Origin of the sequence: Roseateles sp. DAIF2, assembly GCF_015624425.1 — a bacterium.
Taxonomy (GTDB): Bacteria; Pseudomonadota; Gammaproteobacteria; order Burkholderiales; family Burkholderiaceae_C; genus Kinneretia.
In genome coordinates, this window is sequence record NZ_CP049919.1 from 5,980,416 (window position 1) to 6,004,004 (window position 23,589).

Annotated in this window: 20 protein-coding genes; 12 read left to right on the forward strand and 8 right to left on the reverse strand. The window is 69.6% G+C overall.

Annotated features, from left to right (window positions below; all coding sequences use genetic code 11):
* Positions 1-20: 20 nt before the first annotated feature.
* From G8A07_RS27555 to G8A07_RS27575, 5 genes are all read right to left on the reverse strand, one after another.
* A complete protein-coding gene (locus G8A07_RS27555; protein WP_195795085.1) occupies positions 21-1,292 on the reverse strand; it encodes a Glu/Leu/Phe/Val dehydrogenase in 1,272 nt (423 codons plus the stop codon).
* A 222-nt stretch (positions 1,293-1,514) separates the two neighbouring features.
* Positions 1,515-2,321 carry a hypothetical protein gene (locus tag G8A07_RS27560; RefSeq protein WP_195795086.1) on the reverse strand — a complete coding sequence of 269 codons (807 nt, stop codon included), beginning with the start codon at positions 2,319-2,321 and terminating at the stop codon, positions 1,515-1,517.
* Positions 2,318-3,274 carry an ABC transporter ATP-binding protein gene (locus G8A07_RS27565; RefSeq protein ID WP_195795087.1) on the reverse strand — a complete coding sequence of 319 codons (957 nt, stop codon included), beginning with the start codon at positions 3,272-3,274 and terminating at the stop codon, positions 2,318-2,320. The genes G8A07_RS27560 and G8A07_RS27565 overlap by 4 nt, the downstream gene beginning before the upstream one ends.
* A gap of 95 nt (positions 3,275-3,369) precedes the next feature.
* Positions 3,370-3,960 carry a hypothetical protein gene (locus G8A07_RS27570; protein WP_195795088.1) on the reverse strand — a complete coding sequence of 197 codons (591 nt, stop codon included), beginning with the start codon at positions 3,958-3,960 and terminating at the stop codon, positions 3,370-3,372.
* Between the two features lie 25 nt (positions 3,961-3,985).
* Entirely contained in the window at positions 3,986-4,591 is a 606-nt protein-coding gene (locus tag G8A07_RS27575; protein ID WP_195795089.1) for a hypothetical protein, read from the reverse strand.
* Positions 4,592-4,767: 176 nt separating this feature from the next.
* Between G8A07_RS27575 and G8A07_RS27580 the strand changes: the two genes are divergently transcribed.
* Positions 4,768-6,774: a cation:proton antiporter gene (locus G8A07_RS27580; protein WP_195795090.1), complete on the forward strand. Its 2,007-nt coding sequence runs from the start codon at positions 4,768-4,770 to the stop codon at positions 6,772-6,774.
* Between the two features lie 6 nt (positions 6,775-6,780).
* Here G8A07_RS27580 and G8A07_RS27585 read toward each other — a convergent pair whose 3' ends face one another.
* Positions 6,781-7,578, reverse strand: a complete 798-nt coding sequence (locus tag G8A07_RS27585; protein ID WP_195795091.1) for a DUF2182 domain-containing protein — start codon at positions 7,576-7,578, stop codon at positions 6,781-6,783.
* A 104-nt stretch (positions 7,579-7,682) separates the two neighbouring features.
* Here G8A07_RS27585 and G8A07_RS27590 point away from each other — a divergent pair, with 104 nt between their 5' ends.
* The 9 genes from G8A07_RS27590 (at position 7,683) to G8A07_RS27630 (ending at position 18,245) form a co-directional block, all read left to right on the forward strand.
* Entirely contained in the window at positions 7,683-8,303 is a 621-nt protein-coding gene (locus G8A07_RS27590) for a DUF1326 domain-containing protein (protein ID WP_195795092.1), read from the forward strand.
* Between the two features lie 105 nt (positions 8,304-8,408).
* Positions 8,409-9,509: a cyanophycinase gene (locus tag G8A07_RS27595; protein ID WP_195795093.1), complete on the forward strand. Its 1,101-nt coding sequence runs from the start codon at positions 8,409-8,411 to the stop codon at positions 9,507-9,509.
* A 110-nt stretch (positions 9,510-9,619) separates the two neighbouring features.
* Positions 9,620-10,885 (forward strand): acyl-CoA dehydrogenase family protein, encoded by a 1,266-nt coding sequence (locus G8A07_RS27600; protein ID WP_195795094.1) that lies wholly within the window; start codon positions 9,620-9,622, stop codon positions 10,883-10,885.
* Positions 10,886-11,295: 410 nt separating this feature from the next.
* Complete coding sequence (locus G8A07_RS27605) at positions 11,296-12,780, forward strand: GGDEF domain-containing protein (protein ID WP_195795095.1); 1,485 nt, start codon at positions 11,296-11,298, stop codon at positions 12,778-12,780.
* 719 nt (positions 12,781-13,499) lie between these two features.
* Positions 13,500-14,825 carry an ABC transporter substrate-binding protein gene (locus G8A07_RS27610; RefSeq protein ID WP_249937395.1) on the forward strand — a complete coding sequence of 442 codons (1,326 nt, stop codon included), beginning with the start codon at positions 13,500-13,502 and terminating at the stop codon, positions 14,823-14,825.
* Entirely contained in the window at positions 14,822-15,538 is a 717-nt protein-coding gene (locus tag G8A07_RS27615) for a response regulator (RefSeq protein WP_195795097.1), read from the forward strand. Before G8A07_RS27610 ends, G8A07_RS27615 begins: the two co-directional genes overlap by 4 nt.
* On the forward strand, positions 15,528-17,045 hold the full coding sequence (locus tag G8A07_RS27620; RefSeq protein ID WP_195795098.1) for an ATP-binding protein: 1,518 nt from the start codon (positions 15,528-15,530) through the stop codon (positions 17,043-17,045). Before G8A07_RS27615 ends, G8A07_RS27620 begins: the two co-directional genes overlap by 11 nt.
* 11 nt (positions 17,046-17,056) lie before the next feature.
* Positions 17,057-17,668: a nucleotidyltransferase domain-containing protein gene (locus G8A07_RS27625; RefSeq protein WP_195795099.1), complete on the forward strand. Its 612-nt coding sequence runs from the start codon at positions 17,057-17,059 to the stop codon at positions 17,666-17,668.
* A gap of 46 nt (positions 17,669-17,714) precedes the next feature.
* Positions 17,715-18,245: a GNAT family N-acetyltransferase gene (locus tag G8A07_RS27630; RefSeq protein WP_195795100.1), complete on the forward strand. Its 531-nt coding sequence runs from the start codon at positions 17,715-17,717 to the stop codon at positions 18,243-18,245.
* Positions 18,246-18,264: 19 nt separating this feature from the next.
* Here the strand turns inward: G8A07_RS27630 and G8A07_RS27635 are convergent, their stop codons facing one another.
* Both G8A07_RS27635 and G8A07_RS27640 read right to left on the reverse strand, forming a co-directional pair.
* Positions 18,265-19,614: a sugar MFS transporter gene (locus G8A07_RS27635; RefSeq protein WP_195795101.1), complete on the reverse strand. Its 1,350-nt coding sequence runs from the start codon at positions 19,612-19,614 to the stop codon at positions 18,265-18,267.
* A gap of 214 nt (positions 19,615-19,828) precedes the next feature.
* On the reverse strand, positions 19,829-22,438 hold the full coding sequence (locus G8A07_RS27640) for a TonB-dependent receptor (protein WP_249937169.1): 2,610 nt from the start codon (positions 22,436-22,438) through the stop codon (positions 19,829-19,831).
* Positions 22,439-22,600: 162 nt separating this feature from the next.
* Here G8A07_RS27640 and G8A07_RS27645 point away from each other — a divergent pair, with 162 nt between their 5' ends.
* Positions 22,601-23,194 carry an adenine phosphoribosyltransferase gene (locus G8A07_RS27645; protein WP_371816405.1) on the forward strand — a complete coding sequence of 198 codons (594 nt, stop codon included), beginning with the start codon at positions 22,601-22,603 and terminating at the stop codon, positions 23,192-23,194.
* A gap of 28 nt (positions 23,195-23,222) precedes the next feature.
* Positions 23,223-23,456 carry a DUF2805 domain-containing protein gene (locus tag G8A07_RS27650; protein WP_195795103.1) on the forward strand — a complete coding sequence of 78 codons (234 nt, stop codon included), beginning with the start codon at positions 23,223-23,225 and terminating at the stop codon, positions 23,454-23,456.
* Positions 23,457-23,589 lie beyond the last annotated feature (133 nt).

Sequence of the window (23,589 nt, forward strand, 5' to 3'; positions counted from 1 at the left end):
CTGTTGCGACCAGATCCATCTCAGGGGTAGAGGCCACGCTCCTCGCGCGCCTGCAGCACCCGCGTGCAGGCCACGGTGAAGGCCGCGGTGCGCAGCGAGATCTTGTGCTGCTCGCTGGTTTCCCAGATGCCCTTGAAGGCGCCGGTGATGATCTTGTCCAGGCGGACATTGATCTCATCCTCGGTCCAGAAGAAGCTCGAGAAGTCCTGCACCCACTCGAAGTAGGAGACGGTCACGCCGCCGGCATTGGCGATCACATCGGGTACGACGATGATGCCGCGGTCGGCCAGCACGGCGTCGCCGTCCGGCGTGGTCGGGCCATTGGCGCCTTCCAGCACGATGCGGGTCGAGAGGCGCTGGGCGCGCTCGGCGGTGATCTGGCCTTCCAGCGCGGCCGGGATCAGCACGTCGGTCTTGACGTCCCAGAAGTTCTCGTTGGCGATGCCGTCGGCACCCTTGAAGCCGGCCACGCCGCCCGCCAGGGCCACATGGTCCAGCAGCGCGCCCATGTCGACGCCGTTGTCGTTGTGGATGGTGCCGGTATGGTCCTGCACCGCGACGATCTTGGCGCCGTTGGCGCAGAACAGCTTGGCGGCGATCGAGCCGACGTTGCCGAAGCCCTGCACCGCGACGCGGGCGCCTTCCATCGGCACGTTCAGGCGGCGCATCGCCTCGCGACCGATCACGAACACGCCGCGGCCGGTGGCGGCCACGCGGCCCAGCGAGCCGCCCAGCGGGATCGGCTTGCCGGTGACGACGCCGGTCGCGGTGGCGCCGACGTTCATCGAGTAGGTGTCCATCATCCAGGCCATGATCTGGCCATTGGTGTTGACGTCAGGCGCCGGAATGTCCTGGGTCGGGCCGATGATGATGCCGATCTCGCTGGTGTACCGGCGCGTAACTTTCTCCAGTTCCTTCAGCGACAGGGTCTTGGGATCCAGGCGGATGCCGCCCTTCGCGCCGCCGTAGGGCAGGTTGACCGCGGCGTTCTTGATCGTCATCCAGGCCGACAGCGCCATCACCTCTTCCAGGGTGACGTCGGGGTGGTAGCGCACGCCGCCCTTGCCGGGGCCTCGGGTCAGGCTGTGCTGGACGCGGTAGCCCTCGTAGTGGGCGATGGTGCCATTGTCCAGTTCGATGGGGATGTCGACGATCAGGGCGCGCTTGGGTCGGCGCAGCGTCTCCACCCAGCGCGCCAGGTTGCCGAGGTACGGCTCCACCGCGTCGATCTGGGACAGGTAGGTACCCCAGGGACTGTTGCGCGTGGGCGAGACGAAGGACAGGTTGGGCATGAAATGCTCCGTAACTTTTCGGTGGCGCGAACGGTATCTCGAACCGAGGGGCGCGCGCCAGGGTTTCCAAAGCCGAGTGCACATGCGGCCATGCGGCAGATGCATAGCGATCAAAAGTGTGCGCCGCAAGCCGCTTTCGGGCAAGTTTGTTGCTCGAAAAGCCGCACTCGCAAGCCAGTGCCGAATCGCCCCGGCCTGGCCCGCCCCTCCCGGGGGCATCGTTCAGAAATGCCCCAGGACGCCCAGGCGGCGCGCCCGCCGCTCCAGAACCGCATAGGTCACCAGGCCCAGCAGCAGGTAAGCGACGGAATTCAGCAGGATCCAGCCGTACACCGCGGGCGGCAGCTGGGCTCCGGCGGCGGCGGCGCGCGCGGCCGCCGCGCCCAGCGCATAGGGCAGGCCGGCCAGTGCGTTGAGCGGGTAGGCCGGCAGCGCCACCAGGCCGATCACCAGCGGGAAGGTGGCCGCCATCATCAGCTCGCCGCGCTTGACCAGCAGCAGGAGCCCCGCCACCGCATAGCCCAGGCCGATCAGCGCCGGCGCCGCCAGCAGGGTCGCGCCCAGCACCGGGCCATAGGGCAGCGGCAGGCGCCCGTCGGTCAGCCATTCCAGCAGCAGCAGGCTGGGCAGCAACAGCAGCAGGCCGCCGCCCACCTGCAGCAGCGCGCGCAGGCTCAGCAGCGCCCACAGCGGCAGCGGCGCCAGGCACAGCTGCTCCAGGGTGCGCTGCTCGGTCTCCTGCTGCACATCGTTGCTGGCGCTCTGGAAGGCCGCGGCCGCGAACAGCCAGACCACGAAGCCGACGATCAGGCCGTCCGCCTCGCCGGAGTCCAGGCCCTTGCCGGTGGCCGACAGCACCGCCAGCACCAGACCGCCGAACAGGCCCAGCACCATGGCGACGCCCAGCAGGGCCTCGAACCAGTAGCGCCGCTGCAGATAGAAGGCGCGCCGCAGCTCGTTGCCCAGGTGGCGCCACAGCAGGCGGGCCAGCGGGGCGCGGGGGCGTTCCGTCGCCGCGCTCGTCATCATGCCGACTCCCCCTCGCCGACCAGGGCCAGGTACTTGTCGCGCAGCGCCACGCGGCGCAGCTCCATGCCGCGGCAGCCGCGCAGCGCCGGGCGCAGCAGCTCCAGCAGGGTGCAGGCCTCCTCATGGTCGCGCAGCGGCAGCAGCCAGGTACCGGCCGGGTCGCGCGGGCAGGCGGTCCAGAGCCGCCCCGGCGGCAGGGCCGGCAGCCCGCCCGCCCCGGGCTGCAGCTGCAGCAGGTACTCATGCTCCAGGCGCAGGAACTCGCTCTTGCTGCCGTCGAACACCTTGCTGCCCTGACGGATGCAGACGATGCGCTGGCACAAGCGTTCGATGAAATGCAGGTCGTGCGAGCCGAGCAGCACCGTCATGCCCTCGCCGGCCAGATGGCGCACCAGGGCTTCGAGCTTTTCGACGCCGAACAGGTCCAGGCCCAGGGTCGGCTCGTCCAGCAGCGCCAGCGCGGGCCGGTGGATCAGGGTGCCGAGCAGCGCGGCGCGCAGCTTGTTGCCGGTCGAGAGCTGGCGCAGCGGCGCCCGCACATCGGGAATCTCCAGCAACGCGGCCAGCGCGTCGAAATGCTCGCGGTCGAACGGCGCCTCGCGCAGGCCGCAGAAGTAGTGCGCGTTCTCCAGGGTCGAGAGGCGCTCGTAGCAGGCGCCGCGCCCTTCCAGCAGCACGCCGAATTCGCGCAGATGCGGCCCATGGCGGCCGACCGTGATCGCCTGGCCGCGCCAATACAGCCGCCCGCCATCGGCGCTGCTGAGCCCGGTCAGCGCGCGGATCAGGGTCGTCTTGCCGGAACCGTTGGGGCCCAGCAGCCCGACGATGTCGCCCGGCGCCAAGGTCAGCGAGAAGTCGCGCAGCGCCACGATCTCGCGCCCGGCGCGTCGATAGGTCTTGGCGGCGCCTTCCAGGCGCAGCAGCGCTGGCGCATCTCCTTGCTCGGTCAGCATGCTCTTGCTTTCCTCCCTGCTCTGTCGGCCACCGATGCTAGCGGGCCAACATGAAGACAAGGAAAAGTTGAGCCTGCGACCGAGCGCAGGGGACTTCAACGCGTCAGCGCGGCACGGAATTCACCGTCGTCGACCAGCTTGCCCACCAACGCCTTGTACAAGGCTCCGTACTGGTTGATGGCCATCGGAATCGCCGTAGCGCCGATGAAGGACGAGTTCCAATGCGCGTCCGCCACCAGTTCCTTGTCATAGACGACCTTGCCTTCGCGCTTGACGCTGAAGCGTGCGGCCAGGCGGCCCTTGCCGATATCAATGGCGGCGTCGACCATGCTGTCGGTCAACTGGCCTTCGATCACATGCTTGGCGCTCGTGTCGTAAAGACCAGCCGCCTTGAGTTCGGCCTGCAGTTCATCGCGCAGTTGCAGCGCGAAGCTGCCGCCGGTGGGCGACACCGAGGAGCCGCGCAGCCCGCCCAGGCTCTTGTCCATCTCGGCCGGCTTGCCGGGAGCCAGCACGAAGCTGCCCGTGGCCAGCGGCGGCAGCTTGGCGGCGCGCAGCTTTTCGACATTGGCGGCACTGGCGGCCGGTGCCGGCATCTGCACCGAGGCGCAGCCGGTCATCACCAGGCCCAGCAGGCCCACGGTGAGCAGTCGGGCCAAGGCCGAATTCTTGATTTGCTTGATCATGATGGTGTCGAGTGTTCTTGGTGTTTCACTGGAAGGCCGGGTCCTGGGACAGCTCGTTCAGCACCTGGCTGACGACCTGCCGGCTCATCTGGGTCACGGCTTCTTCGATGCTGCCCGCCTTCTGCGCATTGCCGGGCTGGCTGGCGGCACCCATGGTCGTGTGGATCGCATGGCGGACCTTCTTGGTGATGCCGGCGGCATCACCCGGCCCGCGGTAGCTGGCGGTGCAGACATAGCCGTCGGTCACCTGGGAGCCGGCAAGGCCGAAGGTCAGGCCGGTCACGAAACCCTTGGAAAAGGCGTCGTCCGACATCGGCACGTTGTTCATCACGATGCTGAGGGTCGCACCGTTCTTGACCGGCGCCTCGACCACCTCGCTGAACAGACCGCTGGTCTGTACCTGCTCGGTGATGCGCTTCTTCAGCAGACTGGTCGCCTGGGCGTTGGTCACGCCCTTGGTCTGGAATTCGAACAGCAGCTGCACCGCCTGCGGCTGCTCGCGCTTCTTGAACTGCGTGGTCGCGACCTCACGGGTCGAGCCGTCCACGTAGTAGCTGGCGCAGCCGGTCATTGCGGCGGCCAGCATCAGGCCGGCCAGGCGCTTGGCGCACCCGGCCCATCGGTTCTTCATCGTCACTGGATCCTCCCTGTTTTCGGACGGCCCCGTTTTGCGCCATCACAAGCCTTCTCGACGGGATGCGCCGGGGCGGGCGGACTATAGGGCCGTCCGAACCGCCGCGCTACCGTTGAAGCCCTAAGTCGCCCGCGGGCCACGGCGGCGGACGCCCCGCTGGTTACCATCCGGCGATGATCACCTCGCTGGACCTTGCCCTGCTGTATCTCGTCGCCGCCGTCCTCGGGGTCGTGATCTGCCGCTCACTGAAACTGCCGCCGATGCTGGGCTATCTGGCGGTGGGGGTGCTGATCGGGCCGCATGCGCTGGCGCTGGGCGGGCCGGAGGGCGGCGGGGCCAGCATCCGCTACCTGGCCGAGTTCGGCGTGGTGTTCCTGATGTTCGTGATCGGGCTGGAGTTCAACCTGCCCAAGCTGCGCAGCATGCGCTCGATGGTGTTCGGCCTCGGGCTGCTGCAGGTGCTGCTGACCATCCTCGGTGCGGTCGCGGGCCACCATCTGCTGGACGCCGGCTTCGCCTTCTTCGGCCAGCAATGGGAGCTGAGCTGGCAGGGTTCGCTGGTGCTGGGCGCGGCGATGGCGATGAGCTCGACCGCGATCGTCGTCAAGCTGATGGCCGAGCGGCTGGAACTGGAGAGCGAGCATGGCCGGCGCGTGCTGGGCGTGCTGCTGTTCCAGGATCTGGCCGTGGTGCCGCTCTTGGTGATGATCCCGGCGCTGAACAGCGACGGCGGCACGATGGCCGCCTCGCTGGGCTGGGCCGCGCTGAAGGCGGCCGTCGTGCTGGGCGTGCTGCTGCTGGGCGGGCAGAAGGCGATGCGCTGGTGGCTGACCCTGGTCGCGCGGCGCAAGAGCGAGGAGCTGTTCATGCTGAATCTGCTGCTCGTCACCCTGGGCCTGGCCTGGCTGACCGAGCATGCCGGGCTGTCGCTGGCGCTGGGCGCGTTCGTCGCCGGCATGCTGATCGCCGAGACCGAATACAAGCACCAGGTGGAGACCGACATCCGGCCCTTCCACGATGTGCTGCTGGGCCTGTTCTTCATCACGATCGGCATGAAGCTGGACTGGCGCCCGGTGCTGGAGCAATGGCCGCTGGTGCTGGCCCTGACCCTGGCGCCGACCTTCGCCAAGTTCCTGCTGATCGCCGGCCTGGCCCGGCTGCTGCGCGCGCCGACCGGCGTGGCGCTTCGCACCGGCCTCTATCTGGCGCAGGCCGGCGAGTTCGGCTTCGTGCTCTTGACCCTGGGCGCGCAGCACCAGCTGATCGCGCCGCAATGGGTCAGCCCGGTGCTGGCCGGCATGGTGCTGTCGATGCTGGCCACGCCGATCCTCTTCATTTACAGCAACCGCATCGTGATGAAGCTCTCGGCCAGCGACTGGCTGCTGCAGTCGGTGCAGCTGACCACGATCGCGAAGAAGTCGATCAAGGCCGATGCCCATGTGATCATCTGCGGCTACGGCCGCAGCGGTCAGAACCTGGCGCGCCTGCTGGAGGCCGAGGAGATCCCCTACATGGCGCTGGACCTGGACCCGGACCGGGTGCGCCAGGCCGCGGCGGCCGGCCAGAGCGTGGTGTTCGGCGACGCGGCGCGGCTGCAGAGCCTGATGGCCGCCGGCCTGGCGCGCGCCAGCGCGGTGGTGGTCACCTATCACGACACGCCCTCGGCGCTGAAGATCCTGCAGCTGGTGCGCGCCCATGCGGCCCATGTGCCGGTGGTGGTGCGCACGATCGACGACACCGACCTGGAACGCCTGCGCGCGGCCGGCGCCACCGAGGTGGTGCCGGAGGCGATCGAGGGCTCGCTGATGCTGGCCAGCCATGCGCTGGCCCTGGTGGGCGTGCCGATGCGGCGCGTGATCCGCATCACTCGCGACGCGCGCGATGCGCGCTACGGCCTGCTGCGCGGCTACTTCCACGGCACCGACGACGACGGTATCGAGGAGCGCGCCCAGGCCCGGCTGCGTTCGGTGACCCTGCCGCAGGCCAGCCCCTTCGCGGCCCAGCCGCTGGGCGACCTGGCCCTGCATGCGATCGGCGTCGAGGTGGTGTCGATCCGCCGCGCCGGCGGCGCCGTGGTGCAGGCCGACGACGCGCTGACCCTGCATGGCGGCGACACCCTGGTGCTCTCGGGCGTCAGCGAGGCCTTGTCCCTGGCCGAGGAGAAGCTGCTCGGCAGCTAGCAGGCCCTAGAGGGCGCCGGACAGCTTCCACAGGCCCGCAGCGAGCAGCGCAATGCCGAGCAGGGCCCCGAGCCGCGCGCCGCCGGGGGCAAGTTTCTCGATCGCGACGGCGACCGACAGCGCCAGTATCCACGCCAGATTCATGGCGCCACCGACGAAGAGCAGCGCCATCAGCGCCCAGCAGCATCCTAGGCAGCTCAGACCATGGCGCCAGCCCATCAGGAAGCTGCCCGGCGCGCCGCCGCGCCATGCGCCGATGAGGAAACCGAACGGTGTCTGACAGCGCCGCAGGCACAGGCGCTTGAGGGGCGAGAACTGGTAGAGGCCGGCGATCACCAGCAGCAGCACATTCAACGGCACCGAGGTGCTGACGAGCATCGGATCGATCCAGCCAGCACCTTGCAGTGCCCATTGCAAGGCCACCGCGGCGGCGCTGAACGCCAGCCACGCCAGCAGATAGCCGGCCACAAAGCCCAGCGCGTGCGGGCGTTGCCCGCGCCGCTCGCTCAGGTCGACGAAGGTGAGCACCATCGGCAGCGCCGAGGGCAGCATCATCGCCGCCATCATCACGGCCCACATCAGGCCGATGGCTAACAGGTTGGGCAGCCGCCAGTCCGGTCCGTCCGGCATCGCGAGCCGGGCGAACTCGCTGTCCATGTCGACCGCCATCCAGACCAGCAGCGCCCAGCCCAGCAGGCTGAGCCCCAGCAGCAGCGCCGCGACCACGCCACGGCGACGCCGCCACGGCCCGGTCTTCGCGCCGGGCGCAGACGCGGCCGGCTTGGGCTTCGGCGCTGCACTCATCAAGGCGATCCCTTCGCTCGGCTCATGGTTACTTGCGAGCCGCCATCCATGGGAATAGTCTGGCATGAGCGCGGGCGACGACCTGCGCCCGGAAAGGAAAGTCCATGGCATCCTCATCCTGGCATATCTCGGGCGAGTACATGGAGACCTGCAACTGCGCGCTGCTCTGCCCCTGCATCACCTCCAACCTGAGCGCCAAGCCGACCGAAGGGGACTGCCAGGCGGCGGTCGCCATGCGCGTCGACAAGGGCGCCAAGGATGGCGTCGTGCTCGACGGCCTGTCGTTCGTGGTCATGCTGCATGCGCCGGGCCCGATGAGTGAGGGCAACATCACCGTGGGCCTGATCATCGAAGCGCAAGCGACCCAGGCGCAGGTCGACGCCCTCACCGCCATCGCCACCGGCGCGGCGGGCGGGCCGATGGCGGCGCTGGGCCCTTTGGTGGGCAGCTTCGCGGGCATCGAGCGACGGCCGGTGGAGTTCAGCGCCTCCGGGCTCGAGCGTGTCGTGCGGGCCGGCGATCTGCTGGACCAGTCCTGCAGCGGCCTGCCCAGCGCCGCGGATCCCGCGCAGGCGATCGTGATCGACAACGTGGCGCATCCGGTCAACAGCCGGATCGCGCTCGCCAGGGCGACGCGAAGCCTGTTCAATGCCTTCGGCATGCGCTGGAACGACAGCAGCGGCACGCGCAACGGCCACTTCGCTCCGTTCTCCTGGTCGGCCTAGCCACCGGCGGCGCGACGTCCCGGCCGCTGGCGGGCCCTGGACGCCTCGTATCGCGCGGCGCAGAATGGCCGCTCGGACATCCCCCTGTCCGACAAGGAGTTCGCCATGGTCCTGGTCCCGCCCCCGCGCTCCGTCGCGCGTCGCGCGCTGCTGTTTCTGCTGCTGCTCGCGCTGGCACTCGCGCTCCCCGCCTGGGGCGCCGGCACCGAGGGCAAGGTCGGCGCCAAGCCGACCGCCACCGGCAAGCTCTACGACTACTACCTGAGCGGCAGCGCGGCCGACATGCAGCCGGCCGCGCCGGCCACGGCGCAGCTGGTGCTGATGGGCGGCGGGCTGGATGTCGACGAGGCTTTCCGCGCGATGATCGCCAAGGCCGCCGGCGGCAGCGGCGGGCGGGTCGACATCGTCGTGGTCCGCGCCAGCGGCGCCGACGGCTACAACGACTATCTGCTGAACCAGCTCTACCCGGCCGGCACGACGAACCCGGTCGACTCGGTCGAGACCCTGGTGATCAAGTCGCGCGAGGGCGCCGACGACCCCGCGCTCAATGCGATCGTGGCGCGCGCCGACCTGCTGTTCATCGCCGGCGGCGACCAAGGAGACTACATCCGGCAATGGAAGGGCAGCCGGCTCGACACCACCTTGAGCGGCCTGCTGGCACGCAAGGTGCCATTCGGCGGCACCAGCGCGGGCCTGGCGGTGCTGGGCGACATCGACTTCTCGGCCGAGAACGGCACGATCACCTCCGAGCAGGCCCTGGCCAATCCCTACGACCGGCGCGAAACCCTGGACCGCGGCTTCCTGACCGGACTGCGCGGCCTGCTGAACACGATCACCGATGCGCACCTGGTGACGCGCGACCGCATGGGCCGGCTGTTCAGCTTCCTGGCCCGCATCGTGCAGGACAGCGCCGGCGCGCTGGCGCCGACGCAGGCGCGCGGCATCGGCCTGGACGAGAACACCGCGCTGGTGGTCGACGACGGCCTGGCCCGGGTGATGGGCGGCGGCACCGCCTACTTCGTCCAGCCGCAGCTGGCGCCGGACCCGATCCAGGCCAAGAAGCCGCTGTCGATGCGCAATGTGCGGATCGACCGCTTGCGCGCCGGCGGCGCCAGCTTCGACCTGCTGAACTGGACCCGCTCCGACGGCGCCGCGCCCTACTTCGTCGACGCGCTGGGCGGCGTGCTGACCAGCAATCCCTATTGAACCCGGCCGCGGGGCGCGCCGTCACCTGCGCGACCCCCTGGCGCATCCGCGACAGCCGCGGCGCGCCCGCTGCGCGACACTGCCTGCATCGCCGCAGCCGCACCACCGCCATGAACTTCGACTACAGCCCCAAGGTCCAGGCCCTGCGCGAGCGCCTGCTCGCCTTCATGGACCGGCATGTCTATCCGAACGAGCGCGCCTTCCTCGAGGAGGTGGCCGCGAACCGCCGCGCCGGCAATGCCTGGGTGCCGACCCGGCTGATCGAGGAGCTGAAGCCGCTGGCACGCGCGGCCGGGCTGTGGAACCTGTTCCTGCCGCATTCGGAGCGCGCGCCGGAGGGTCTGTCGAATCTGGAGTACGCGCCGCTGTGCGAGATCATGGGCCGCGTCTCCTGGGCACCCGAGGTGTTCAACTGCTCGGCGCCGGACACCGGCAATATGGAGACCATCGCGCGCTATGGCAGCGAGGCGCAGCAGGACCGCTGGCTGATGCCGCTGCTGCGCGGCGAGATCCGCTCGGCCTTCCTGATGACCGAGCCGGACGTGGCCTCGTCGGACGCGACCAACATCCAGTGCCGCATCGAGCGCCAGGGCGACGACTACCTGATCAACGGCAGCAAGTGGTGGTCCAGCGGCGCCGGCGACCCGCGCTGCGCGGTCTACATCGTGATGGGCAAGACCGATCCGGATGCCGGCCGCCACGAGCAGCAGTCGATGGTGCTGGTGCCGGCCGATGCCCCGGGCATCACGGTCAAGCGCCACCTGCCGGTGTTCGGCTACGACGACGCGCCGCATGGCCATATGGAGATCGAGCTGAAGAACGTGCGCGTGCCGGCGGCCGACGCCATCCTGCTCGGCGAGGGCCGCGGCTTCGAGATCGCGCAGGGCCGCCTGGGCCCGGGCCGCATCCACCATTGCATGCGCTCGATCGGCGCGGCGGAGCGCGCGCTGGAGCTGTTGTGCGAGCGCGCGATCGCCCGCACCGCCTTCGGCAAGACCATCGCGCAGCAGACCGTCACGCAGGAGCGCATCGCCGAGGCGCGCTGCGCGATCGAGCAGGCGCGCCTGCTGACCCTGAAGGCCGCCTACATGATGGACACGGTGGGCAACAAGGTCGCAAAGGCCGAGATCGCGATGATCAAGATCGTCGCGCCCAATATGGCGCTGCAGGTGATCGACTGGGCGATCCAGGTGCATGGCGCGATGGGGGTGTCGGACGACACCCCGCTGGCGATGATGTGGGCGCACCAGCGCACCCTGCGCCTGGCCGACGGCCCGGACGAGGTGCACCGCAACGCGCTGGCCAAGCTGGAGCTGGCGCGCCACATGAAGCTGCCGACCGACCAGGTGCAGATGCCGATCACGCGCGGGGCCTAGGGCCTGTTAACGCTATGGCAGCAGGTCGCGTTGTGACCAGAAAGGCCGCAGGCAAGGCGCAAACCGCAGCCGGGTTGGACACCCGGCGAGGATTTGCAACGCCGCATGCGGTCTTTCTGGTCACAACCCTCCGGGAAGGCCCGCCCCCAGGGGCCACTCGTCGTTGCAACGCTGGCCCGCACGCGAGTGCGGGCGGCGCGCTGTGCCTAGATTGGCCCCTGGGGGCGGACCTTCGCGGCCTACTGCCGTAGCGTTAACAGGCCCTAGCCCCCTGCCGGCAAGCCATTCGCCTGCCTGAAGCATGGCCGGGGTCAATCCCCAATCCCTCCTGGGAGGGGCACAACTGATCTGGCGTTATCGCGCCCGGGCCGCTAGGATCGCCGGCCTCAGCCCGCGCAGCCTGTCGCCCCATGCAACGCCCCTCCCTGTCCCGCACCTGGCCGCCGCTGGCCTTCGGCCTGGTGCTGCTGCTGCAGATCGCCGTGCTGCTCAGCAGCCTGGGCGGCCTGCTGGACAGCGTCTGGCTGCCCTGGCTCTGCGTCGTCAGCCTCGGCCTCAGCGCCCTGGTGGCAGGTCTTGCCCTGGCCGCGATCGGCCATGAGCGCGAGCGCGCCGAACGCGCCCAGATGACCCTGGAGGAGGCGATCGACGCGCTGCCCGCCAGCGTCGAGATCTTCGATGCCGAGGACCGGCTGGTCGCCTACAACAAGCGCCTGGTCGAGCTCTATCCGCACAAGCTGCGCGAGTTCCAGCGCGGCGCCAGCTTCGAGGAGCTGGTGCGCGCCTCGCTCGAGTTCAAGGGCGTGCCGGAGGCGATTGGCCGCGAGGAGGAATGGCTGCAGGAGCGCAAGCGCGCGCGCGGCAGCCAGCCGGCGCCGCTGCTGCAGCGCGTGCACGACGACATCTGGCTGCGCATCTTCGAGCGCCGCACGCCCTCGGGTGGCATGGTCGGCGTGCGCCTGGAGGTCAGCGACCTGGTGCACGAGCAGCAGCGCCTGGCCGCCAGCCAGGCCCATCTGCAGGCCCTGATCAACGCGGCGATGAACGGCATCATCACCCTGGACACCGCCGGCCACATGCTTGAGGTCAACCCGGCCTGCGAGCGCCTGTTCGGTTTCAGCGCGGCCGAGCTGCGCGGCAGCCATCTGAGCATGCTGGTCAACAAGCTGCCGGACGACCCGCAAGACCTGGCCCTCGCCTTCGGCGGCCAGGAGTTCGCGGCGCGCCACCGCGACGGCCATGAGCTGGCGGTGCACCTGGCCGTGGCCGAGGTCAAGACCGACACCACCCATATCTTCGTCGGCATCATCACCGACTTCAGCGAGCGCAAGCGCCAGGAGCTGCGCCTGCGCCAGGCCAACGAGCTGCTGGCGCGCCAGTCCACCACCGATGGCCTGACCGGCGTCGGCAACCGGCGCCTGTTCGACCAGGCCCTGCTGATCGAATGGCAGCGCAGCGCGCGCTCCGGCAAGCCGCTGGCGATGCTGCTGGTCGACCTGGACCATTTCAAGCAGTACAACGACCATTACGGCCATGTCGCCGGCGACGACTGCCTGCGCCGCGTCGCCACCCTGCTGCGCAGCTGCGTCGGCCGCGGCGGCGAGCCGGTCTGCCGCTACGGCGGCGAGGAGTTCGCGGTGCTGCTGGTCGACACCGACCTGGCCGGCGCCCAGGTCGTGGCGCAGCGCTGCCTGGACAGCGTGCGCCTGGCCGCGATCGAGCATGCGGCCTCGCCGGTGCGCCAGTCGGTCAGCCTGTCGATCGGCGTGGCCGCCTGCGTCGCGGTGCCCGGCCAGCCGGCGCAGCGCCTGATCGAGGCCTCCGACACCGCGCTCTACCAGGCCAAGCAAGGCGGCCGCGCGCGCCTGACCTGCCATATGCAGGCGGTCTGCTGACACGAAGACTCTTGGCCGGGCGGATGATCGCCGGGCTGCGGGTGCACGCGCTTGCTCCGTGTCCCCCGGGCCGCATTGCGGCCCTCCTCCTTGACCTGCGCAAGCGCGCACACCCACAACCCGGCTCAACCTGCGCAGCGCCTCTTCGACGACGCCCCATATCGGCCACACGGCGCAAGCAGGAGGGTGGGCGGGCCTGATGCGGAGGTCAAGGAGGAGGCCGCGCAGCGGCCGGGGGATTGAGCCCGGACACCGGAAGTCCAGTGGACTTTCGGTGCCTGGCGAAAGCCAGGGCCGCAAGGCCCCGGCACGCAGCAGCAGGCCTACCCGCCCTCCTGCGCTTCACGGCGACATAAAAAAGCATCGAGGATGCCCGCGGGCGTCCCCGATGCCAAACAGAGCAGTAGTCGCCGCGGCCATCACAACCACGACGCGCCGAGCGTAGCGCCTGCTGCGAGGGCTGCCCAGAGGGGACCGCGGGGCCGAAAGGCCCGTTCCGCGCCGCCACGTTACCTGGGCTCACAGGGCGTGCACCGATACCGGGCGAAACTCCCAATCGCCATGCGGGTCGGCTGCGCTGAGAATCGCCGCTCATCCAGGTGGGCGGCACGTCCGTGTCTTACATAACTACACACAAGTCCAACATTAAGTCAGGCGTGCAGCGCGGGGTCGGCGGCAAGATTTGCCGCATGGGCCTGGTCGCGCTTCTCCCCGTGCTGATGTCGGACCCGGCCGCAGCCAAGCCGGGCGGCGACGCGCCGGCGCCGGCCGAGTTGAACGTGCTGCACTGGTGGACCTCGGCCAGCGAGCGCGCGGCGGCCGACCATGTGGCGGCGCGCATGGCCGAGCAGGGCCTGCGCTGGGTCGACGGTGCGGTGGCCGGCGGCGGCGGCAGCGCGGCGATCAAGGTGCTGAACGAGCGCACCCTGCGCCGCATGGCGCCCAAGGTGGCGCAGCTGAACGGCCAGTCGATGAGCGAATGGGCCGACATGGGCCTGCTGCTGGAACTGGACGGCGTGGCGCAGCGGCGCAACTGGGCCCGCACCATGTTCCCGCAGGTGATGAGCCAGCTGACGGTGCGCGAGCATGTGGTGGCCGCGCCGCTGGGCATCCACCGCATCAACAACCTCTACCTGAACAAGGCGGTGTTCGCGCAGCACCGCATCGAGCTGCCCAGCGACTGGACCGGCGTGCTGCGCGCGGCCAAGGCGCTGCGCGCGGCCGGCGTCACGCCGGTGGCCTTCAGCGACGAACCCTGGCAGGTGGCCACGGTGTTCGAGGCCCTGCTGCTGGGCGAGGCCGGCCCCAGCCTGTACCGGCGCATGATGGTGCAGCGCGAGCTGCAGGCCTTCGACGATCCGGCGCTGGAGCGCAGCCTGCGCCGCCTGCGCGACTGGCGCGGCCTGGCCCTGCCGGCCGCGGCCCAGGGCGCGGCCAGCGGGCCGCAGCCGGTGATGCTGGGCGAGCGGCCCTGGACCGAGCTGGTGGCCGATTTCGCCGCCGGCCGCTCGGCCATGCTGATCATGGGCGACTGGGCGCGCGGCGAGCTGGGCAGCCTGGGCCTGGAGGGCGGGCGCGACTTCGACTGCCGCGCCGTGCCCGGCACCGCCCAGGCCCATCTCTACAGCATCGACACCCTGGCCATGCTGGCCGGCAGCGGCGTGCAGGCCGAGCAGGAGAAGATGGCCGAGCTGCTGGGCAGCGCCACCCTGCAGTTGGGCTACAACCGCATCAAGGGCTCGGTGCCGGTGCGCCGCGACGTACCGGTCGACGAACTGGACCCCTGCGCCCAGCAGTCCTTCGCGCTGTTCGCCAACCCCGCGACGCCGCGCGTGCCCAGCCTGGTGCACCGCATGGCCTTCGGCGAGGTCGGCAAGAACGCCATCATCGAGACCGTGCACCGCTTCGCGCTGGACCCGGCCCAGACCCCGGCCGCCGCGCAGCGCAAGCTGCAGGGCCTGCTGCGCGCGCTGACGCCGCCGCCGCCATCCACCCCATCCCCACCATCGCCTCCCGCCGCCATCTCGCCGAAAGCCCCCCGATGAACCGCAAGATCTTGATCGTCGACGACGACCAGAAAATCCGCGAGCTGCTGAAGACCTATCTGGAGAAGAACCAGTACGAGGTGCTGATGGCGCATGACGGCGCCAGCTTCATGGCCGAGTTCGAGCGCCATGCCGATGCGATCAGCCTGTGCATCCTGGACATCATGCTGCCCGACACCGAGGGCTTCGCGCTGTGCCAGGCGGTGCGCCGGCGCTCCGAGGTGCCGGTCATCATGCTGACCGCCAGCAGCGAGGAGACCGACCGCATCGTCGGCCTGGAGCTGGGCGCGGACGACTACATCGGCAAGCCCTTCAATCCGCGCGAGCTGCTGGCGCGCATCAAGGCCATCCACCGCCGCGCCGGCATGGACCGCAGCCAGGCGCCGCGCTTCTACCGCTTCAACGGCTTCGTGCTCGATGTGCTGGAGCGCAGCCTGATCGACCCCGACGGCAAGGCCGGCGCGCTCTCGGGCATGGACTTCCAGCTGCTCAAGCTGCTGGTCGAGCATCCCGGCGAGGTGCTGGACCGCGGCCGCCTGGCCGAGGTGACGCGCGGACGCGACCTGGGCCCGCTGGACCGCTCGCTGGACGTGCAGGTCAGCCGGCTGCGCCAGCGCCTGCAGGACGACGGCAAGCAGCCCGCGCTGATCAAGACCGTGCGCGGTTCCGGCTACGTGTTCTCGACCACCGTCAGCACCAGCAATGCGGCGTGAGGACGCCGGCGCCTGGCGCCGCGTGCCGCAGCGCCTGATCGGTTTCCTGTTCGACAGCCTGCAGGGCCGCTTCGTGCTGGCGATGCTGGGCGCGCTGGCCCTGGTGCAGCTGCTGGTGAACCTGGTCTGGTACCAGCAGATCGAGCAGCGCACCAAGCGCCAGACCGAGCTCGCCGCCCACCATGTGGCCAGCGGCGCCCTCGGCGCGCTGCGCGCGCTGCGCGAGCTGCCCGCGGCCTACCGGCCGCTGCTGCTGGAGCAGCTGCGCACGATGGGCGGCACGCGCTTCCTGGTCTTCTTCAACCGCGCCCGGGTCGAGGTCGAGCCCCTGCCCGAGCAGGCGCTGGCGCGCCTGCTGGAGGAGCGGGTGCGCCAGGAGATGCTGGCCCAGCTGACGCCCGAGACGCCGCTGCAGGTGACCCTGGCCTCGCCGCTGCGCCTGCAGGTGGCACCCGGCGGCGCGCTGCTGGCGGACCTGCCGGACAGCTGGGTCGACCCGCTGCTGCTGTCGGCCGAGCGGCCTGCGCCCTTCCTGGTGATCCAGGTCGAGACCGAGCCGGGCCAGTGGCTGTTCCTCAGCAGCGCGATGCCGGACCCCTATTTCCTCGAGCAGCTGGAGTTCTTCACCTGGCAACGCCTGACCCCGCAGCTGCTGATGCTGGGCCTGGTGCTGCTGCTGAGCCTGGGCGCGTCGCGCGCGCTGACCCGCCCGCTGCTGGGCCTGAGCCGCGCGGCCGCGCGCATGGGGCATCGCTCAAACCCGAAGCCGCTGCGCGTCAGCGGCACCTCGGAGGTGCGCCGCGCGATCCAGGCCTTCAACGAGATGCAGGAGCGCATCCGCCGCTACCTGAGCGACCGCGAGCGCCTGTTCGCCTCGATCTCGCATGACCTGCGCACGCCGATCACGCGGCTGCGCCTGCGCAGCGAGCTGCTCGACGACACCGCGGTGCAGGACGCCTTCCACGAGGACCTGGACGAGCTGGACATGATGGTCAAGACCGCGCTGCAGATCGTCAAGGACACCGACATCCACGAGAACCGCGTGCCGGTGCGCATCGACCTGGTGCTGCAGAAAATGGTGCGCGACGCCCGCATGGCCGGCCAGCAGATCGAGCTGGAAGAGAAGCCACTGACCGTGTTCGGCAAGCCGCTGGCGCTCAAGCGCGCGCTCGGCAACCTGCTCGACAACGCCGCCTTCTACGGCGCCAGCGCCGGCGTGCAGAAGACCGAGCTGCGCATGTCCGAGGGCCTGCCCGGCACGCCGCAGCAGGGCCGGGTCTTGCTGACCGTGCGCGACCATGGCCCCGGCGTGCCCGACGCCGCGCTGGCCCGGCTGGGCCAGCCCTACACCCGGCTCGACCATGGCGAGCGCCTGCGCCAGGACGGCATGGGCCTGGGCCTGTCCATCGTGCGTGACATCGTCGCCGACCATGGCGGCGTGCTGCAGTTCCGCAACCACCCACAGGGCGGGCTGGAGGTCTGCGTGGCGCTGCCGGCGCCGGGCTGACCGTACATCCCATGAGCTCAAGCATTGCACTGCCAGAAATCCTGGCCACGCTGGCGGCACAGCAAGCCCCGCCGTCCCATCTGGCGCGCCTGGCCGCCCTGATCGCGCTGGCGGAACGGGAGCCGGCGCTGCGCGCCCTGTTCCTGGTCGGTTCCTATGCCAAGGGCCTGGGCGACCGGGTCTCGGACCTAGACCTGGTGATGATCGCCGCGGCCGGGCAGGGCGAGCGCCTGCTGGCGGCTGGCCATGCGCTGCTGCTGGCCTCGGGCGAGCTACTGAACCAGTTCGGCGGCAAACACCCCGGCCCGGGCAGCGGCTTTTTCCACAAGCTCGTCTATCTCGATTTCTCCAGCGTCGAGTTGCATGTCTTCGAGCCGGGTACCGCCTTCCGGCTCAGGCGGCCCTATCTGGCCGTGTGGGACCCGGAGCGGTTGCAGGAGGCCTATGTCGCCGAAGGCGAGCCGGTGCGGCACGAGGACTTCGTCGCCTACGAGCATGGCGACGCGGGCCTGATCTGGGATCTGGTCGACTGCATCAAATGGCTGTCGCGCGGCCGGGCGGCACTCGCACGGCGGCACATCGTCAAGATCGCAGAGCGGATACGTCAGGACGGCGGGGGTTGATCCGCGGGGCCGGGTCTTGCCCGCCCTGTGCGACCATGGCCTCATCATGCATGACACCATCCTCCACCTCGCCCCACCCACCCCGGCCGATGCCGAGGAGCTGCTCGCCTTCGAGCTGGAGAACCGGGCCTTCTTCGAGGCCCATATCAATGCCCGCCCGGCGGACTACTACGGTCTGGACCAGGTGCGCGCGGCCATCGAGGCGGCGCAGCGCGAGGCCGCCGAGGACAAGGCCTACCAACATCTGCTGCGCGACGCCGCCGGTGTGCTGGTGGGTCGCGCCAACCTGACGCGAGTGCGGCGCGCCCATTTCCACAGCGCCGAGCTGGGCTACCGCATCGCGCTGGCGGCCGGCGGGCGGGGCTATGCCAGCCTGGCGGTGGCCCGGCTGCTCGACAAGGCCTTCACCGAGCTGAAGCTGCAGCGCATCGAGGCCACGGCCCGGCCGGAGAACATCGGCTCATGCAAGGTGCTGGACCGCAACGGCTTTCGCCGGTTCGGCCGCTCGACCCGCAGCTTCGAGCTCGGCGGCGCCTGGTACGACCTGAACCACTACGAGCGCCGCGCCGACGATTGATTGATCGATTGCCTGATGCTCAGGCATCACCGCCACCACCACCCCAGCGGCGGATCCGGTAGCCGATCAGCGCGTAGAACAGGATGAAGGCGTAGCAGGGCAGCATCAGCCAGTAGGCCGACTGCACCTGGCCGGTGTCGGACAGGCGGCCGTAGAGCATGGGCAGCAGGGCGCCGCCGGCGATGCCCATGATCAGTAGGGCCGAGCCGCTGGCGGTGTGGCGCCCCAGGCCCTGCAGCGCCAGCGGCCAGACGGCCGGCCAGACCAGGGCGTTGGCCAGGCCCAGCAGGGCCAGGAACATCACCGTGTCCGGCACCGGCGGCACGCCGGCCCAGCCCAGCAGCGCGACCGACAGCGCGCTGGAGCTCTTCGAGCCGAGCGCCACGCCGGCGGTGAACAGCATGCCGGCCAGCGCCGACAGCAACAGGGCGGCGCGCTGCGACAGGAAGCGCGGGATGCACAGCACGCCCAGCAGATAGCCCAGCACCATGAAGCCCATCGTGTAGGAGGTCAGCACCGCGAAGTTCTGCACGCCCAGCAGATGGCCGTACAGGCCGATGGTGTCGCCGGCGATCACCTCGACGCCGACATAGACGAACAGCGCCAGCGCGCCCAGCACCACCTGCGGAAAGGCGAACACGCCGCGCTGCAGCCGCGCCGGCTCGTCCCGCCCCTCGTCCAGCACCGGCTCCTGCAGGGAGGAGAAATGGATGATCGCGGTGAACAGCAGCAGTGCGCCGGCCATCACCAGATAGGGCTGCACCAGGCGCGCGGACAGCTCGACCCGCAGCGCCTCGCGGCCGGCAGCATCCAGCGCGGCCAGGGTGGCGCCCGAGTACTGCTCGACGCCCGACAGCACCAGCACCGAGAACACCAGCGGCACGATGATGCCGGCGCCCTTGTTGAACAGGCCCATGATGCTGATGCGCATCGCCGCGCTCTCGCGCGGGCCGATGCAGACGATGTAGGGGTTGATCGCCGTTTGCATCAGGGTCATGCCGCTGGCCAGGGTGAACAGGGCCAGGAGGAACACGCCGTAATGGCGGCTCTGCGCCGCCGGGATGAAGAGCAGCGCGCCGACGGCCATCACCGCCAGGCCCAGCGACATGCCGCGCTTGTAGCCGATGCGCCCCAGTACCGCGGCCGAGGGCAGGGCCATCACCGTGTAGGCGATGTAGAAGGCGAAGGTGACCCACAGGGCCTGGAAGTTGCTGAGATCGCAGACGATCTTCAGGAAGGGGATCAGCGAGCCGTTCAGCCAGGTGACGAAGCCCAGGATGAAGAACATCAGGCCGATGAAGAGCATCGGCATCAGCACCGAGCCGGGGGCGGCCGCGCGGCCGGAGGAAAGCGGTTTGACTTGGTTCATGGGGCAGATGGCGGATGCGTAGGGGCGGTATCGGCGCGACCTCCGCCCGGTCGCCGGCAGGCGACCGGGCGGGGAAGCGGGGAATTTGCGTAGCGAGCCGCTGTCAGGCTAGGCGGGCAGAGCGCAGGGACCGGAACGTACTTGCTGTACGTGAGGATCCCGAGCATCTGACCAACGACGCCTGGCGGTGGCGCAGTAGCAAAGTCCCCGCTTCCTAGAACTTCGCCCGCACGCCGATGCTGTACCGGGCCCCGTTCTCATACACGCCGATCGGCAGGCCGTCGACGGTGTTGGAGCGGATCACCTCGTTGTTGATGTTGACGGCCGAGGCGTACAGCGCCAGCTTGGGCGTGATGTCCCAGCTGGCCGAGGCGTCCCACTGGCCATAGGCGTCGTTGATCACCTGGCCGCCCATCTGCACATCGCCATAGCTCTTGGAGCGGTAGTTGTAGGAGACGCGCAGGCTGATGCCGTTGCGCTCGTAGTAGCCGCTGAGGTTGAACTGGTCGCGCGAGTTGCCCAGCACCTTCAGGCGCGGCTGGCCCGTCACCGCACCGGCCTTGGCATCGGTGAAGGTGTAGTTGACGACCGTGCCGAAGCCGCTGTTGCCGAAGGGCTGCTGCCATTGCAGCTCGATGCCCTTGATGTCGGCGCCGTTGTCGGCGTTGTAGGGGCGCTCGACGTTCAGCGTCTCGCCGCCGACCTGCTCCTGCTTGGAGGCCTTGTAGGTGAAGGTGTCGAGCTTCTTGATGAAGAAGGTGCCGGAGAGCAGCGCGGCATCGGCGTAGTACCACTCGGCGCCGACCTCGGCCTGCTTGGCATGGATCGGCTTGAGCATCGGGTTGCCGGCATAGGCGCGGCTCAGCACCGTGCCGTCGCGACGCAGGCCGGGGCTCAGCAGGTCGAAGGTCTGGCGCGCCATCGTGCGGCCGACGGCGCCGCGCAGCATCAGGTCCTTGCGCAGCTGGTAGACCAGGTTCAGGTTGGGCAGGGCATCGGTGTAGCTGTGCTTGACCTGGGTCGGCGTGAACCCGCCGCCGGCGGCGCCGATGAAGCCCTCCGAGGTCTGCTCGGTGCGCACCAAGCGCACACCGACATCGCCGCGCCATTTGTCGAAGCCGAAGTCGGCCTTCGCATAGGTCGCGGTGATGCGCTCCTTGATCCGGTAGTTCTCGTTCAGCACGTCCTTGTAGACCATGGCCTTGTCGAACATCGGGATGCCCTTGCTCGCCACCAGGCCGTCGTCATACCAGGCGTACTGCAGCAGCGCGCCGGGATGGCCGGCCTGCTGGCTCAAGAGAGGCGAGGCGCCGCTGGACAGATCGGCCAGCGAGAAGGACTGCCAGCCCGGCGAGCCCGGCCCGGCCGTGCCCTGGATGCGGCTGTTGCGCAGCGTGTTGTCGCGCAGCTTCAGGCCCACCTTGACCGCCTGGACCAGGCCGTTGTCGAACTCCCAGGTCAGATCGCCCTGGGCATAGTTCTCCTTGCTCTCCATGCGGCGGATGCGGTCGTCGCCGGCTTTCAGGGTCAGCGCCTTCGGGTCCAGCGGGTTGATGTCCAGGTACTTGACGCCGTACTTGTCCTTGCCCAGGTCGAGCTGGACGCGGGTGTCGCCTTCCATCCAGAAATGGCGGTCATGCGAGCTGCCGCCCTCGCTGGAGGTGGTGCCGACCTGGCCATGCAGCTTCCAGTTGCTGCCCTGGTAGTTGCCGTCCAGGTCGACGACGCGCGACTTCACATAGGACTTGCGATAGATCGGCTCGAAGGACACGCCGGTCTTGGGGCCGACCGTGCCGCCCACCAGGGCCTTGGAGCCGTCGGACACATTGACGAACTTCGGGTCGGTGACGGCGATACGGCCGTTCACCGCCAGGCCGCCGGCCTGCCACAGATAGTTCTGGTTGCTGTTGTCCATCTTCATGTCCGAATCCATCAGATTCAGCACGAGGTCGGTGGCCGGGTTGGGCCGGAACTGCAGCGACAGATTGGTGGTGGTGCGGCGGCGGTCCTGGCGGAAGATGGCCGAGCCGCCGCCCCAGGGGGCGTAGGCGGTGGTCACGGCGCCGTTCTGGTCGACCACGTCGTACTTGCCGTCGGGAAACATCTCCAGGCCATCGCGGCGCATATGGCGGCGCTGGCTGCTGACGGCCAGCAGCACGCCGAAGCTGCGGTCCTCGTTCTGCCAGTTCAGCAGGCCCGAGAGCTGCGGATCGGTCTTCTCCGGCAGCTTGCTGTACAGGGCCTCGCCGGCGGCCTGGATCGTCAGGCGCTGCTTGAAGTCCAGCGGCCGGCGCGTCTTGACGATCACCAGGCCGCCGATGCTGCCCTCGTCCAGATCGGCCGAGGGGCTCTTGTAGACGTCCAGGCTGCCGACGATCTCGGACGGCAGCACGTCGTAGTTGAAGCTGCGGGTCTGCGGTTCGTTGAGCCACCATTCGGACGAGGCCACCGCCTGCCCGTTCAGCTGGGTCATGTTGAGGTTCTTGTCGGTGCCGCGCACGAAGATCGCCTTGCCCTCGCCCCAGATGCGGTCCACCGAGATGCCGGGCACGCGCTGCAGCGAATCGGCCACGTTCTTGTCCGGGAACTTGCCCACATCCTCGGCGCTGATCGAGTCGACGATATTGAGCGACTCGCGCTTCTCGGCCAGGTTGCGCTTCAGCGTCGCGCGCACGCCGGTGATCTCCACCGTGTCGAGCGCCTGCACCGCGGCCGCGGGCTTGTTGTCGTCGGCCGCCCAAGCGGGCACGGCGCAGGCCGCCCCCAGGGACAGCGCGATCAGGCGGGGCAGGACTTGCAGGGGGAAGGGGATGCTCGGGGCCACTTGTTTGTCTCCTGTGCTTGAGAGGATGGGGCAGGGCCGCGTACGGCCGTTGCCCTGCGCTGCGCAATGTAGGCGCGAGCACCGGCCGCGGCGCGGCACGTTGCGCTTTGATGGACTTCATTGCGGCCTTCTTACACAAGGCCCGCGCCGCGCAAGGCCCGCATGCTCCAAAACCCTGAGACCGGCGGCCGCCGGCGCGCGACAATCGCGGCCATGCAAGACGCCCTCGCCTTCCTGAAACAGCAGATCCGCACCGTGCCGGACTGGCCCGAACCGGGCGTGCAGTTCCGCGACATCACGCCGCTGCTGTCCAACCCGCGCGCCTTCCGCGTGCTGATCGACCAGTTCGTGCACCGCTACTTCGACCAGCGCCCCACGGCCATCGCCGGCCTGGACGCGCGCGGCTTCATCATCGGGTCGGTGCTGGCCTACGAGCTGAACATCGGCTTCGTGCCGATCCGCAAGAAGGGCAAGCTGCCCTTCACGACGGTGCAGGAGACCTACGAGCTGGAGTACGGCAGCGCCACCGTCGAGATGCACACCGACGCGGTGCGGGCCGGCGACCGCGTCGTGCTGATCGACGACCTGATCGCCACCGGCGGCACCATGCTGGCCGGCGCCAAGCTGCTGCAGCGCCTGGGCGCCCAGGTGCTGGAGGGCGCGGCCATCATCGACCTGCCCGAGCTGGGCGGCTCCCAGCGCCTGCGCGCCAGCGGCCTGCCGCTGTTCACGCTGGTCGATTTCGACGGACATTGATTGAGCCGGCACAAGCGAGACAAGAACCATGGCCAAGACCGTTCCCCACCTCAGCCGCGACCAGATCGCCGCCATCCTCAAGACCGCCTGGGACGACCTGCCGCCCTACAACAAGGTGCTGATGGAGCATGGCCTCGGCCAGGGCCAGCTGGTGCAGCTGATGAAGCGCGAGCTGACCGGCAGCGCCTACAAGCTCTGGGCCGCGCGCGGCAAGAGCAGCAAGGCCCCGACCTCGAAGGCGACCTGGCCGCACGGGCGCTGAGGCGCTAGCGCATCCGGCCTACGCCAGCAAGGCCCGGGCTCGGCGACACCCGGGCCCGAGGCATTGGGCAAAATCGCTCGTCCAGCCCATCGGCACCCACGCCACCTGCCGGGCGCCGCCCTCCATCGAGCCG